Origin of the sequence: Olavius algarvensis spirochete endosymbiont (assembly GCA_900608495.1) — a bacterium.
In the GTDB taxonomy this organism is placed as follows: Bacteria; Spirochaetota; Spirochaetia; order DSM-2461; family DSM-2461; genus UBA2779.
In genome coordinates, this window is sequence record UWYT01000231.1 from 1 (window position 1) to 12,524 (window position 12,524).

Sequence of the window (12,524 nt, forward strand, 5' to 3'; positions counted from 1 at the left end):
TCCTGGCCGAAGCCATTTCGCGCCTGCGTCAAGGGAAAGTGAGCTGTCAGCCTGGGTATGATGGGAAGTATGGCGTGATTCGCATGTTTCAGAAAGGAAAACTGAAATCTGGTAAAAAAGTTGTTGCTTAGCTTACGTCGGAATACTGGCGCACACCACCACAGCGCGCATCAGAATCAACGTTGCCAGCAGTATCTGGTGGATTCCAAGCTCTGCCTTTGTGCATAAGCACAGCCAGGGCACCTGGTTGACGGGGAGCCCTGCTTTGGTGTAGAAAGAACGAAATCGAGTCGTTTTGTGCGCCCCGTTTGTGCGCCCCGACAATGTAATTAATCAATTGATAGGAGAAAGCCATGAACCCAGTTGTGCATTTTGAAATGCCTTACCGTGACGCCAAGCGCGCGGCAAAATTTTATGAAAGAGCCTTTGGCTGGAAAACCAATCTTCTCGGAGAAGAGATGGGGCATTACTTGCTTGTAACAACGGCTGAAAAAGATGCACGCCCTGATCAACCTCGCGGCGCTATTCAAGGCGGCTTGTTTCCCATAGAGCCGGAAAAGCCTATGCAATATCCCACATTCGTTATCGAAGTTGAAGATATCCAGGCTGCTATGAATCGAATCAGTGAGTCTGGTGGTGAAGTGGCAGGAGAACCTATGACTATTCCCAAGATTGGCAAATATATCTCATTCACAGACACTGAAGGCAATCAAAACAGCATTCTTCAACCAGTTGCTGATGAAAAAACCTAGTTTGCTGTTTTCCGGACGCTGAGAGTCAGGATAGAATAAACTTAGATTAAGGAGAAAAAATGCTCGATCAAAAGAAAATTGAAGAGAATTTAAAAACTCACTTCAAAATCATGAACGAAATGTGTTTACAAATGCGCAAAATATCCGATCAAATGGAACGTCTATCCAATGAATTGCATGAATTATCTCGCAATACTGGAAGCATAGCCCAAAAGATAACTGGTTTTTCAAGGTATCCCTCCGGATTACCTGGAGTACCCGGATAAGTCGGGAACCTGACCACTCATACTGGATCGTCTGTTTCAACCACCGCATTCTCAATATCTGACAGGCTTCTATCCACACACCCTGCCGGGCTGGTTTACCCTTTTGAATTAAAAGGCTTTCGCCAGAAAGTTTTCACGCGAGGTATGTAAGCGATCATCTTATATCCGCAAAATATCCAAGCAAATGGGGCATATATCCATAAACACACATTTATTTCAAAGCTTTCGCTGTTGAACTCCGACAGGTACCATAAAAATACCCGCAAATAGCCAATTTTATCTGAATAGATATTCAATTCACCCAAGCATTGCTTACGTTCGCCGACCGCAGTCAATGGGAATCTCTCCTGGCAAGATACCGGCGCCACTGATCGCCTGATAAGAACAAAGCAGGAACTGGGCAGTAAGCTCAAACGCACATTTCAAGTTTCCGGTTATCGCATGGGCGAGAGTGAAAAATGCTACAACATCCCTTTTGCAAGCCACTGATATGTCCTGCGGCATCGATATCCCTTGACGAGTTAAATATGTCTACTATTATGGACGAATGGATTTAGAACACGCTGTCAATGTCTTTGCGGCGTTTTCACAGGAAATACGGCTGAAGGTTTTCAAACTCCTTATTGAATATGGATGCAGCGGTACGGCTGCTGGAACGATTAGCGATCGCCTGGGCATTCTGCATAACACGCTGTCTTTTCATTTATCTCACCTCACGCAGGTGGGGCTCATCACCTCCCGAAAGCAAGGCTCCTTGATAATCTATGCGACGAACACTACATCCATTGAAGAGTTGATCGGCTATCTCTTGCGTGAAAATTGCTGCATCCTCGAAGAAAGATGCGATACAGACTGCAACTCAACCAGCGAGGCAAAAAATGACACGACTGCATATTCAAGACTCGATGATGAAACGTCTGTACTGGGAATAGCTGTCGCTCCATCATGGCCGAGGCGCTTGTCAACGAAATTGGTGCAGGCCGTTATGAAGCTGTCAGCACCGGAAGCAATCCCGCAAGGTATGTGCATCCCAAATCCATCGAAACGTTGCAACGCCACGGTTTTTACGAAGGTAAATCATGGGATGAATTTGCAAATCTGCAGTTTGATGTGATGATTACCGTCTGCGATGCCGCCGCCGAAAGCTGCCCGACATTTCTCGGCAAGCATGAGAAGCTACACTGGAGCATCCCCTACCCTGCCAGGGCAACTGGCACAGAAAGCGAAATCAACGTTACCTTTGATGAAGCCTTCAATCTATCGAAACAACGCATTGAAAAGAATTATTATGACTGAAGTACATTCTCCTCTTGGCTTTTTTGAACGCTACCTTTCCCTCTGGGTAACGCTCTGCATTGCCGCAGGCGTTGGGCTTGGCATCGCCGTACCTTCCATCTTTCAGACCATCGCCGGATTGGAATATGCCAGCGTGAATTTCGTGGTGGCCGTATTAATCTGGGTAATGATTTACCCAATGATGGTTAATGTCGATTTCGCCAGCATCAAAGATATCGGCCGTAAACCGAAGGGACTATGCATCACGCTGGTCATTAACTGGCTTATCAAACCTTTCACAATGGCCGCGCTTGGCATACTGTTCTTCGAGCATGTGTTTGCAAGGCTGGTCTCGCCTGAAACCGCCAAGGAATTCATTGCCGGGATGATCCTGCTCGGCGCTGCGCCATGCACCGCGATGGTATTCGTTTGGAGCCAGCTGGTACGCGGCGATGCCAACTACACGCTGATACAAGTGTCGATCAACGACATCATCATGATTTTCGCCTTCGCACCGATTGCTTCTTTTTTATTGGGCGTGACAAATATTGTTGTGCCGAGGGCAACCTTACTGCTTTCTGTTGTTCTGTACGTTGTTATTCCACTTGCTGCGGGTTACATCACGCGTCGCAAGCTGAACAGGAATCATAGCCATGAACGCATCGAGCGATTCACCGCGAAAGCAAAACCATTCTCCATTCTGGGACTGCTGGCCACTGTGGTGCTGCTGTTCGGCTTTCAGGCACAAACCATACTGAATGAACCACTGGTGATTGCCCTGATTGCCGTACCCTTGCTTATCCAGAGTTATGGCAACTTCATCATTGCCTATGGCTGGGCTTATCTGTGGCGTGTGCCGTTTTCCACTGCTGCACCTGCGGCGCTGATCGGCACATCCAACTTCTTCGAGCTGGCCGTTGCCGTGGCTATCAGCCTGTTCGGGCTAAACTCCGGCGCGGCTCTGGCTACAGTAGTTGGCGTGCTAGTGGAGGTGCCAGTGATGCTCTCTCTGGTAGCACTGGCCAATTGTACTAAGCGCAAGTTTGAAAAAAAACTCTGCCATCCATAGACTGATGCGAACCGCTCAGTTTACAAAAAGGGAAATCAATCACACTTCTTTCAAAGTAAGGATGCGTGCCACATTGAACATGCGTTCTTCATTCCGTTTGGTACAATAGGCCAGCATGCCGGGAAACTTCTTACCTTGATACTCCTCTTCTCCCACCGTCAATGGCAGAATAACACGTTTTGATTTTGTGTCGTTTGCCTTGAGATAGGTGATTTCCAGCTTTGCTTCTTCGTCAATAGCCTGCTCAATCATTTCTATCTTTTCATCAAAAGATAGTGTTTCTGCCGCTTTCTTATAAGCGTGTGATGTCAGAAAATTATAGATGCGCGGATCTGTTCTAATATGCTGTTTTTTGATGGGTACTTTCAACTGGATGCCCTCAAAAGAGGTGCAGCGGCTAAGCGCGACATACGTCTGACCGCTGGCAAAGGTGCCGCGTCCTATATCGATCACCACGTGATCGAACGTCTTGCCTTGACTCTTGTGAATGGTTACTGCCCACGCCAGGCGTAAAGGATATTGCGTAAAACTTCCTGCCGGTTCAGAGACAATCGCACCGCCCTCAACGGAAAACTTATAAACCTCCCACATGAAGGGCATAATTGACACCAACTCGTCGCTATCATGCAACCGGACACGCAAGTATTCTTCGTCGTCCTCGTTACGTTTCACGGCTTCAATGATGCCGACACTGCCATTCACCCAGCGTTTTTTCTGGTCGTTGTTGAGCAGCATAATCTGTGCCCCTACCTTGTATTGCAGATTGGTAGCGGTCGGGTAATACTCCTTGCCGAAATCTCCATACACTTCCGCATTACTGGAATGGATTTTGCCATCCAGGGCATTCAGATGATGTTCATTAACCTCATCGGCTTTGGCATTGGTGGTGGTAAGGCTGATGGTGAATGCTTCCTCTTCCGACGTTTCTGCATCCGGCAGGTTGCGCTGGTTCAGCTCTTCAATATCCGCTTCTTCCACCGAATTATTGCGAATTTTGTTCAGCAGGCTGACAAACTGTTCATCTTTTTGTCGATAGACGGTTTCCAGCTCTACTACCTCCAGTGCCGCAGATTCCAATGCTTTGGCGCTGAAGAAATAGGGCGAGGCGTAATGTGTGCGAAAGATATCGCGTTCTTCCTTGCCAACCACTGGCGGCAGTTGATATAAATCCCCGACAAAAACCATCTGTACACCTCCAAAGGCTTGCGTGGCATCCGGCCCATACATGCGTAAGAAAACATCAATGCAATCCAGTAAATCTGCCCGAAGCATAGATGCTTCATCGATGATGATGGTTTTCAGCTTCTTGTACAGTTCCGGTTCACGTGGCTTTGTATCTTTGCTGCGAATTTTCTCAGGCGTCACATCGATATAAAAATTGAAGAAGCGGTGAATGGTTTGGCCTTTGACATTCAACGCAGCCACGCCGGTTGGAGCCAAAACAACAGGCTTTTTCCTGGTGTTATTGCAAAAATAATCCAGAAGTGTGGATTTTCCTGTTCCCGCTTTACCCGTAATAAAGAGGTTTTGGCTGGTTTCCTCCATCAGGCTGATGGCCTGTTTGAATTGCGGATTCAAATCAAGTTTCATTTCACCTCCCTCGACGCTTTTTTGCGAGCAGTCTTCTTATTCGGCTGGGAATAACCGCAATTCCTTACATTGTGCAGGTCGGCGGTGCTTTCGCGGGCGAACAGGCGGTCATCATAAAAAGCATCCTCGAGATAAACCGGCAGATGCCTGGACGCATGGGCCGTGTCTAACCAGGGAAGATACCACGCTTAGCCGGAATGGTGGAATGAGCACCCAGCGGGAATTCAGGCACTGACAACCCGGCATCATCCCGGGTAAGTGCCTTGACTCCCTACAGCTAACCAAGTGGATATGGGAGAATGTAAAAAATTCCCGTATCCTGATAATCACAGACCGTGCTGAGCTGGACGAACAAATAGAAGAAGTCTTCCGTGGGGTTGATGAAAATATTTATCGTACGGCCAGCGGTAGAGACCTTGTTCATACCCTGAACAAAACCGATAAATGGCTAATCTGCTCTCTTGTGCATAAATTTGGTGTTTCAGATAACGACGAATTATCGGATGAAGATGTCGATAAATTCGTGGAGGAAATTCAGAAAAACATGTTGTCCAACTTCGAAACGAAGGACGACATATACGTGTTTGTTGATGAGTGTCACCGGACACAATCCGGCAAGTTGCACTCAGCCATGAAGAAGATTCTGCCAAACGCGTTATTCGCTGGTTTTACAGGCACCCCGTTACTGAAAGATGATAAACTAACCAGTCTTGAAGTCTTTGGCCCATACATTCACACCTATAAATTCGATGAAGCGGTTATGAGATGGCGTGGTTTTGGATCTGCGCTATGAAGCGCGGGATATTGATCAAAACATCACGTCTCAAGACAAAATTGATCTTTGGTTTGAAGCTAAAACAAGGGGATTAAACGATTTTGCTCGGGCGCAGTTGAAGAAAAAATGGGGAACCATGCAAAAGGTTCTCAGTTCTCAGTCACGCCTGGAAAAAATTGTGAGCGACATCCTGTTGGACATGGAAACACGGGGCCGTTTCGTTGATGGTCGCGGTAATGCCATTCTGGTTTCTGGCAGCATTATCAGGCATGCAAATTTTACGAACTCTTCGATAAGACTGATCTTTCTGGTAAATGTGCAGTTGTCACCTCGTACAAACCTTCCCCTCAAAAAATTAAGGATGAGGAAAGCGGTGAAGGCTACACCGAGAAACTGCACCAGTACGATATTTACCGCAGAATGCTGGCCGACTTCTTTGATGAACCTGCAGATCGAGCAGTCAATCGCGTCGAAGAATTTGAAAAAAAAGTCAAAAAGAAGTTTGTCGAAAACCCCGGTCAAATGCGTTTGCTCATTGTTGTCGACAAACTGCTGACAGGCTTTGACGCGCCATCGGCAACTCATCTCTACATCGACAAGAAGATGCAAAACCATGGACTTTTCCAAGCTATCTGCCGCGTCAACCGCTTGGATGATGACGACAAGGAATACGGCTACATAATTGACTATAAAGACTTGTTCAACAGCTTGGAGAGTTCAATACAGAATTACACCTCGGGTGCATTTGATAAATACGATAAGGAAGATGTTGCTGGGTTGCTTGAAGACCGCCTAGCCAAAGCAAAAGAGCGTCTGGATGAAACACGCGAAACGGTAAAAGCTCTTTGTGAAAACGTCGCCTCACCGAAGGATACAGCAGCCTATATTCAGTATTTCTGTGCAGCAGATACATCTGATAAGGATGCATTGAAAAAAAATGAATCCCGCAGGCTGGCCCTATATAAAGAGAGTGGCTCTTTCATGCACGCTTATGGGGCATTAGCCAACGAAATAGCTGAGGCTGACTATTCGCCAGAGGAGATTGCGGTGATAAAGGCCGAAGTTCAATATTTTTTGAATGTGCGTACAGAAGTCAAAATGGCAAGTGGTGATTACATCGATATGAAGGTTTACGAGCCTTCTATGCGCTATATGATTGACTCATACATACGCGCAGAAGGAAGCCAGAAAGTATCAGCTTTTGATAATCTCAGCCTTATCCAGCTTTTTGTTGAGCGCGGAGAGGATGCTATCAAAGAATTGCCAGAAGGCATTCGAAACAATGAAGAAGCAGTTGCAGAAACTATTGAGAACAATATCCGGAAAGTCATCATTGACGAGCAGCCGGTAAACCCAAAATATTACGAGAAAATGTCAGAGTTCCTTGATGCGCTTATTCGGGAGCGCAAAGAGCAAGCTACTGAATATAAAGATTATCTCAAGAAGATTATCGATTTATCGGGAAAGGTTTCGAGCCCGGAAACAAATAGTTCTTACCCAAAATCCCTGAGCTCATCAGCTAAAAGAGCATTGTTTGACAACCTCGGGAGAGATGAAAAATTAGCGATTGAGATAGATAGAAAAATACTGGAAACAAAAAAGGACAGTTGGCGTGGTAAGCCTTTTAAGAAAAAAGAAATAAAAAGGGCGATTAAAACTGTATTTATGGAGCATCACCAATCTCATTTGGACGGTGTACATGAGGAAACTGCTGTTTACAATCTTGAGACTATGGTGAATGGAGTTTTTGAAATAGTGAAAAATCAAAGTGAATACTGATGAGAGCACGATTACTGTAAATGAACTGCCTGTAAAGATTGTTCGAAAGAAAATTAAAAACCTTCACTTGGCAGTATATCCACCTGATGGCTGGATTAGAATTGCTGTTCCAGAAATAATTGACGATGAGGCTGTCAAATTAGCGGTGATCTCAAAATTTGGCTGGATCAAGCGCCAAATAAAATCATTTGAAAATCAACCAAGGCAAAGCGCAAGAGAGCTGATTACGGGGGAAAGCCACTACTATCTTGGGCGAAGATATTTGCTAGATATTGCCTATACTGAAAAACGCCCATTTATCGAGATTAAAAATAGAAAGACGCTGGTCTTGAGCATCAATGAAAAGACTGGGCTAGAGCAACGTGAGAAGCTGCTCATTGTTTGGTACCGCAAAGAAATGAAGCGAATTTTACCCGATATTATTAGAAAGTGGGAAATTAAATCAGAGCTGCAGGTGCATTCCTGCGGCATTAAGAGAATGAAAACAAAATGGGGAAGCTGCAATCCTGCTCATAGAAGGATATGGCTTAACCTTGAGCTTATAAAAAAGCCAATTAACTGCCTTGAATACATCGTTGTGCACGAGATGGTTCATTTTCTAGAACGCACTCATAATGAGCAATTTGCAGCTCACATGAACCGTATTATGCCGCAATGGCAAACTTTCAGAAATAATCTGAACCGCTCACCCCTAGCTCACGAAAATTGGAAATACTGATACAGTTGGCTTCCTGCATCCCTGCGGCGGATAAGTCCCTTTAGTTTACGGCCACCAGTCCAGGCCCAGCGCATGAACTGCTCCGGCACTTCTGCATGTTTCTTGCGGTTGATTTTGCGACGCAACGTTGAGCGCTGCTCGCGCCCCACCGCCCAAGGCAGTACTAAACAGCTCTTCAGGCGATCCGCTGAAGCTCAAGCTTGCGTGTCCTGCTTTAAGGAAAATTATGAGAAAAAACGGGGTGCTTTTATAGAGGCGATGTCAGAATGCTGAAAATTAGTGGCGGTGTATTGAACCCCTTTGAGATCGAATCCTCTACACCTACCATTGAGTTGCAACAATAATCGTCCTGAAAATCACTAAAGGCAAGGATTTTGTTGCTACGGTACTGACGGTTTCCACCCTAAATACTGGGTAGCATTGCGTCCTTTAGTTCATCAAGTATGGTACCATACCGCAGGTTCGAATCCCGCTTTACCTTCATTGGAAACGCATCATCCTTCGCTGTCTGGCAACCTGTAACTAGTACTACGTCCGCCACCGGGATTCTGAATAAAGATGCCTCTTTCCTTCAGTTCCTGAATATCCCGAAGCGCTGTATCGTTCGAACACTTGGCCAGTTTAGCGTATTTCGAGGTGTTCATATAACCTTCAAAATCATCTTCAAGCATACGGTTGATAATTAATCGCTGGCGATCATTTACAGGCTTTTGATTGATCGTATCCCAGAGCTGTGCCTTGAACAGCACATTGCCAAGCGTCGTTTCGGCATTGCCAATGGCTCGGCCAAGGCAGTCTAAAAACCATGATAGCCAATTTGTGATGTCGGGAGTGGCTCGTTGTTGTTTCTCAAGCTGATCGTAATAATGCTTCCGCTCTGCTTCAATTTGGGATGAAAGGCTGTAAAAACGGTCTTGTGTGCTATCCGCACGAGCAAGCGCCATATCGCCAATGGCTCGGGCAATCCGTCCATTTCCATCTTCAAAGGGGTGAATTGTGACAAACCAAAGGTGAGCAATGCCTGCCTTAATAACTGGATCAATGCCATTGCCATTGCTAAACCATGTAAGAAACGCCTGCATTTCTTTTTCAAGACGCTCGGCACTAGGAGCTTCAAAGTGAACTTTTTCTTTGCCGATAGGCCCAGAAACAACCTGCATGGGGCCTGCATCAATAGAACGCCAACCACCAACGGTGATTTTGTGCATGCCGCTGCGCCCCGTTGGAAACAATGCAGCGTGCCAGTCAAACAAACGATCCCTTGTCAGCGGCTTAGAGAATTGCTGGGTGGCATCCAGCATCATTTCCACGATACCTTCAACGTCACGGCTTGCAGGAATAAGCCCGGCAATATCAATTCCGAGCCTGCGCGCAATAGACGAACGAACTTCTTCCGGGTTCAGGTTCTCGCCTTCAATGGCCGAGGATTTAACAACGTCATTGGTGAGCGTGCTCAGAGAAGCCTCACGCTTAAGTTCAAAGCCTAAGCTCTCCATGCGGCCAAGCAAACGACCTTGGCGATGTCGAATATCGGCCAGTTTGGACGCAAGGGCTTCTGCATCCCATGTAAAGTTTGGCCAGTTTTTATGTTCATGAATCCACATATTAATCACCGCATTATTTAAGGTGATTATAGGAGCTATTCACCGCAAGGTCAAGATTAATCACCGCACCTAATGCGGTGATTAAGGCTATTATTCACCGCATCTCGATTTCAAAAACCATTTTGCCGAGGTCAGCAATATGGTCAGACAGATGCTTGAACATACTCATCCAGCCAGCAGAATGTATTGACCAGCTTCATCTGCTCCACAGTGCCGCATGGAATTTCTAGCAGCTTTGGATTCGCGACCACTACTGCCAAACACTGTGCGCGGGATACGGCAACATTCAAACGGTTTTTGCTGTAGAGAAACTCGATATTGCGCGGCAAATCTTCGGCGCTGGAGGTCACCATGGAAATTAGCACGATAGGCGCTTCTTGGCCTTGAAATTTATCAACGGTGCCAACCTTCGCATTCTCCGGTAGGATGGAGCGCAGATAATTGACCTGCACATTATATGGGGTAACCACCAGAATATCATCCTCGGTGATCCGGCGTGTGCTGCCATCACGGTCGGTGAACTCTTGACCGAGCAAGGCATCATATTTGGTTTTAATGATCTCGCCTTCTTCTACGCTCTTTTGTGAGCAGCCTTCATGCTCTGCCGGGATCATGACAATCCCCTCATTAGGCAGATCAACGCCTTGTAGGTTCAGGCTACGCTCGGCGGTGCTTTCATGGGCTGTCAGGCGGCCATCGTAAAAAGCATCAGAGATAAACTGGCAGATGCTCGGGCGCATGCGGCGGGTCTGACCAAGGAAGATACCGCGCTCAGCCGGGATGGTGGAATGATCACCCAGCAAGAATTCCAGCACTGATAATCCAGCTTCGCCCGGATGGGTGCCTTGGATGGGTTGGCCAAGCTGCATCTGATCGCCCACTAGAATGATGTTCTTGATTGATGTAGCCATGGCGACCACATTGGCAGTGACAACTTGTCCAGCCTCATCAATGAACAGATAGTCCAGCTGACCATCAAAATGCGGGCTGGCAAAGGTCCAAGCCGTTCCAGCGAACAGATCAGCACCAAGGCTCATGTTGTCGGTTTTTATTTCTGAGCGGATGAACTGCCCGTCAAAGACGGTTTCCTCGTTGCCGCCACTGGCCTTTTTGATGCCATGGAAGTTCACGCCTTTTTCAGCGACAACGGCTTCCACCTTTTCCAACAGGTTATGAATGGCCTTGTGCGAGTTGGAGGTAACCCCGATTTTCTTGCCGCGCTTGATCAAGTCGACAATTATGTGGCTGCTGGTATAGGTCTTACCTGCACCCGGAGGACCTTGGATAAAGAGATAACTATTTTCTAACGCAGCAATGGCTTCCAGCGCATCGCCTTGCAGGTCGTCAGAGGTGATCACCGCTTCACCTGCTTGCTTGCCCTGAATGCGCGGCACGTTTCGCGCCAACAGTTCGGTAGCGGCATGTGTGCCTTCCGGCGCTTCCAATACATGATCGGCATAGCGGTAAATAGCTGAACGGATAATCTTGCTGTCAATCGGTCTCCCGGTGGGCCAATAGACAGGCTCTCAGGCAGAGGCTCTTTGCTGGCTCCGCGTTTGATTTTGACGATGCAAGCATCCTCATCAATCCAACTATCGTGCTAGCATTTTCCATGACCGCAATATCAACGGCCTGAGCACCGATCTTGAGCTTGTATTCCTGTGATGGAAAACGGTAGCCGTATATTAGAGAACGTTTTTCAGGCTCGGGACTGCCAACTTGTTGCAGGCCACCAAGACACTCTGTGTCATCAATCAGCTCATCTTCAAACTTGTTCTGACGCTCAAAGCTGCTCCACCATTGCGGTTTGGCTTCTCGGTTATGAAACTCCAGCAGATGCGATAGCCGCTCATTGATCGGCGGCGGGTTTTCCTCGGTCACGCCAAGCCGGGTTTGGTAATCCTCATATTCGATTTCCCAGTCTTTGCGCTGTAGCTCTTCTTCTTCGGCATATTCAGGCAGGCCCTTAAACCATGGTGCATCTTCTGGCTTGAGGGTCAGCAGCCAATCGCGTAGCAAGTGGGTGGAAACGCAATCCACCTCGTTGTAATCAGAAATCTCTTGCAGCAATTCATCGGCACCTGTTTCGCGCCACTCGTTGTAAACGATGATGCTGTCAGCAGCGGTCGCCACGGCACCCGCCCGCTTGCCCATATAGAAGGTTTCTTTCTCATTCTTACGTGGTTATGCGCCCAGAACAGCTTGAACAGCTTCTCACCATCCTTGAAATAATAGACTCCAAACAGGTATTCCAAGCCGTTCGGGCAAAGCAGGTTGCCCTCCACATCGAAGGACAAATCACCATCATCCGGCAAGGCATGCGGGGAAAGCCTTACCCGGCGAAAACGGGATAATCTGGCACTTATCTTCGCCTGTGGCAGCCTCATGATGCTGCAGGAAAGCTTTGAAAACGCGGCCTCAAGGAATATGGCTTGGATTGGGATTTTGGTGACGGTACGGATGCCTGTCGTCTGGGAGCGCTGGATATTGGGCACAAGGCTGAAGATGATCGACTTGCAGGGGCTGAAAGTGAGTAGCGAATCTGTCGTTGCCTTATTGCTGAGAGGATAAAAACGATGGCAGTTAAAAAATCAGCACTATACAACTCGCTAGCGTTCAGGGCGAAAACAACGCAGAGGAACCAAAGCCATGAACCACCCGCAATTTACCTCATAACCACATCAATCAGAAGCAAC

The 12,524-nt window shown here is 47.2% G+C and carries 12 protein-coding genes and 3 pseudogenes; 9 read left to right on the forward strand and 6 right to left on the reverse strand.

Annotation, left to right across the window (positions count from 1 at the left end; translation table 11 throughout):
• Positions 1-127 precede the first annotated feature (127 nt).
• Entirely contained in the window at positions 128-337 is a 210-nt protein-coding gene (locus S1OALGB6SA_RS06650; RefSeq protein WP_124032945.1) for a hypothetical protein, read from the reverse strand.
• Positions 338-353: 16 nt separating this feature from the next.
• Here S1OALGB6SA_RS06650 and S1OALGB6SA_RS06655 point away from each other — a divergent pair, with 16 nt between their 5' ends.
• The 5 genes and pseudogenes from S1OALGB6SA_RS06655 to arsB all read left to right on the forward strand — a co-directional run bounded on the left by S1OALGB6SA_RS06655 (position 354) and on the right by arsB (position 3,362).
• Positions 354-752: a VOC family protein gene (locus S1OALGB6SA_RS06655; RefSeq protein WP_124032946.1), complete on the forward strand. Its 399-nt coding sequence runs from the start codon at positions 354-356 to the stop codon at positions 750-752.
• Positions 753-811: 59 nt separating this feature from the next.
• Positions 812-1,018, forward strand: coding sequence for a hypothetical protein (locus S1OALGB6SA_RS06660; protein WP_124032947.1), 207 nt, complete (start codon positions 812-814; stop codon positions 1,016-1,018).
• A 547-nt stretch (positions 1,019-1,565) separates the two neighbouring features.
• A pseudogene (locus S1OALGB6SA_RS10935) lies at positions 1,566-1,748 on the forward strand (ArsR/SmtB family transcription factor); the annotation flags it as partial.
• Positions 1,749-1,945: 197 nt separating this feature from the next.
• A pseudogene (locus tag S1OALGB6SA_RS06670) lies at positions 1,946-2,314 on the forward strand (arsenate reductase ArsC); the annotation flags it as partial.
• Positions 2,307-3,362: an ACR3 family arsenite efflux transporter gene (arsB, locus tag S1OALGB6SA_RS06675; protein ID WP_124032950.1), complete on the forward strand. Its 1,056-nt coding sequence runs from the start codon at positions 2,307-2,309 to the stop codon at positions 3,360-3,362. The pseudogene S1OALGB6SA_RS06670 and the gene arsB, both read left to right, overlap by 8 nt.
• Before the next feature lie 39 nt (positions 3,363-3,401).
• Here arsB and S1OALGB6SA_RS06680 read toward each other — a convergent pair whose 3' ends face one another.
• Positions 3,402-4,952 (reverse strand): AAA family ATPase, encoded by a 1,551-nt coding sequence (locus S1OALGB6SA_RS06680; RefSeq protein ID WP_124032951.1) that lies wholly within the window; start codon positions 4,950-4,952, stop codon positions 3,402-3,404.
• A gap of 247 nt (positions 4,953-5,199) precedes the next feature.
• On the opposite strand from S1OALGB6SA_RS06680, the gene S1OALGB6SA_RS10675 reads away from it, so the two are divergent.
• From S1OALGB6SA_RS10675 to S1OALGB6SA_RS06690, 3 genes and pseudogenes are all read left to right on the forward strand, one after another.
• The gene (locus S1OALGB6SA_RS10675) at positions 5,200-5,745 is read left to right on the forward strand and encodes a DEAD/DEAH box helicase family protein (RefSeq protein WP_306766994.1); all 546 of its coding nucleotides are present in this window, start codon (positions 5,200-5,202) and stop codon (positions 5,743-5,745) included.
• Positions 5,746-6,000: 255 nt separating this feature from the next.
• Positions 6,001-7,506, forward strand: a pseudogene (locus S1OALGB6SA_RS10680) (type I restriction enzyme subunit R domain-containing protein); the annotation flags it as partial.
• Entirely contained in the window at positions 7,496-8,224 is a 729-nt protein-coding gene (locus S1OALGB6SA_RS06690) for a M48 family metallopeptidase (RefSeq protein WP_230204478.1), read from the forward strand. The pseudogene S1OALGB6SA_RS10680 and the gene S1OALGB6SA_RS06690, both read left to right, overlap by 11 nt.
• On the opposite strand, the gene S1OALGB6SA_RS10940 is transcribed toward S1OALGB6SA_RS06690, so the two are convergent.
• The 4 genes from S1OALGB6SA_RS10940 to S1OALGB6SA_RS10275 form a co-directional block, all read right to left on the reverse strand.
• Complete coding sequence (locus S1OALGB6SA_RS10940) at positions 8,203-8,373, reverse strand: glycoside hydrolase family protein (protein WP_371686049.1); 171 nt, start codon at positions 8,371-8,373, stop codon at positions 8,203-8,205. The genes S1OALGB6SA_RS06690 and S1OALGB6SA_RS10940 overlap by 22 nt on opposite strands.
• 345 nt (positions 8,374-8,718) lie before the next feature.
• Positions 8,719-9,828, reverse strand: a complete 1,110-nt coding sequence (locus tag S1OALGB6SA_RS06700) for a Fic family protein (protein ID WP_124032952.1) — start codon at positions 9,826-9,828, stop codon at positions 8,719-8,721.
• Between the two features lie 143 nt (positions 9,829-9,971).
• Entirely contained in the window at positions 9,972-11,273 is a 1,302-nt protein-coding gene (locus tag S1OALGB6SA_RS06705; RefSeq protein ID WP_124032953.1) for a DEAD/DEAH box helicase, read from the reverse strand.
• A 46-nt stretch (positions 11,274-11,319) separates the two neighbouring features.
• Complete coding sequence (locus tag S1OALGB6SA_RS10275) at positions 11,320-11,982, reverse strand: ribonuclease H-like domain-containing protein (RefSeq protein WP_230204479.1); 663 nt, start codon at positions 11,980-11,982, stop codon at positions 11,320-11,322.
• Between the two features lie 120 nt (positions 11,983-12,102).
• Between S1OALGB6SA_RS10275 and S1OALGB6SA_RS10280 the strand changes: the two genes are divergently transcribed.
• Positions 12,103-12,399, forward strand: a complete 297-nt coding sequence (locus tag S1OALGB6SA_RS10280; RefSeq protein WP_195910344.1) for a hypothetical protein — start codon at positions 12,103-12,105, stop codon at positions 12,397-12,399.
• Positions 12,400-12,524: the final 125 nt, after the last annotated feature.

Bases quoted from the DNA above. Each gene is read 5' to 3' on its own strand.
- S1OALGB6SA_RS06655 (WP_124032946.1), top strand. From the start codon at position 354: ATGAACCCAGTTGTGCATTTTGAAATGCCTTACCGTGACGCCAAGCGC.
- S1OALGB6SA_RS06660 (WP_124032947.1), top strand. From the start codon at position 812: ATGCTCGATCAAAAGAAAATTGAAGAGAATTTAAAAACTCACTTCAAA.
- arsB (WP_124032950.1), top strand. From the start codon at position 2,307: ATGACTGAAGTACATTCTCCTCTTGGCTTTTTTGAACGCTACCTTTCC.
- S1OALGB6SA_RS06680 (WP_124032951.1), bottom strand. From the start codon at position 4,952: ATGAAACTTGATTTGAATCCGCAATTCAAACAGGCCATCAGCCTGATG.
- S1OALGB6SA_RS06700 (WP_124032952.1), bottom strand. From the start codon at position 9,828: ATGTGGATTCATGAACATAAAAACTGGCCAAACTTTACATGGGATGCA.
- S1OALGB6SA_RS10275 (WP_230204479.1), bottom strand. From the start codon at position 11,982: ATGGGCAAGCGGGCGGGTGCCGTGGCGACCGCTGCTGACAGCATCATC.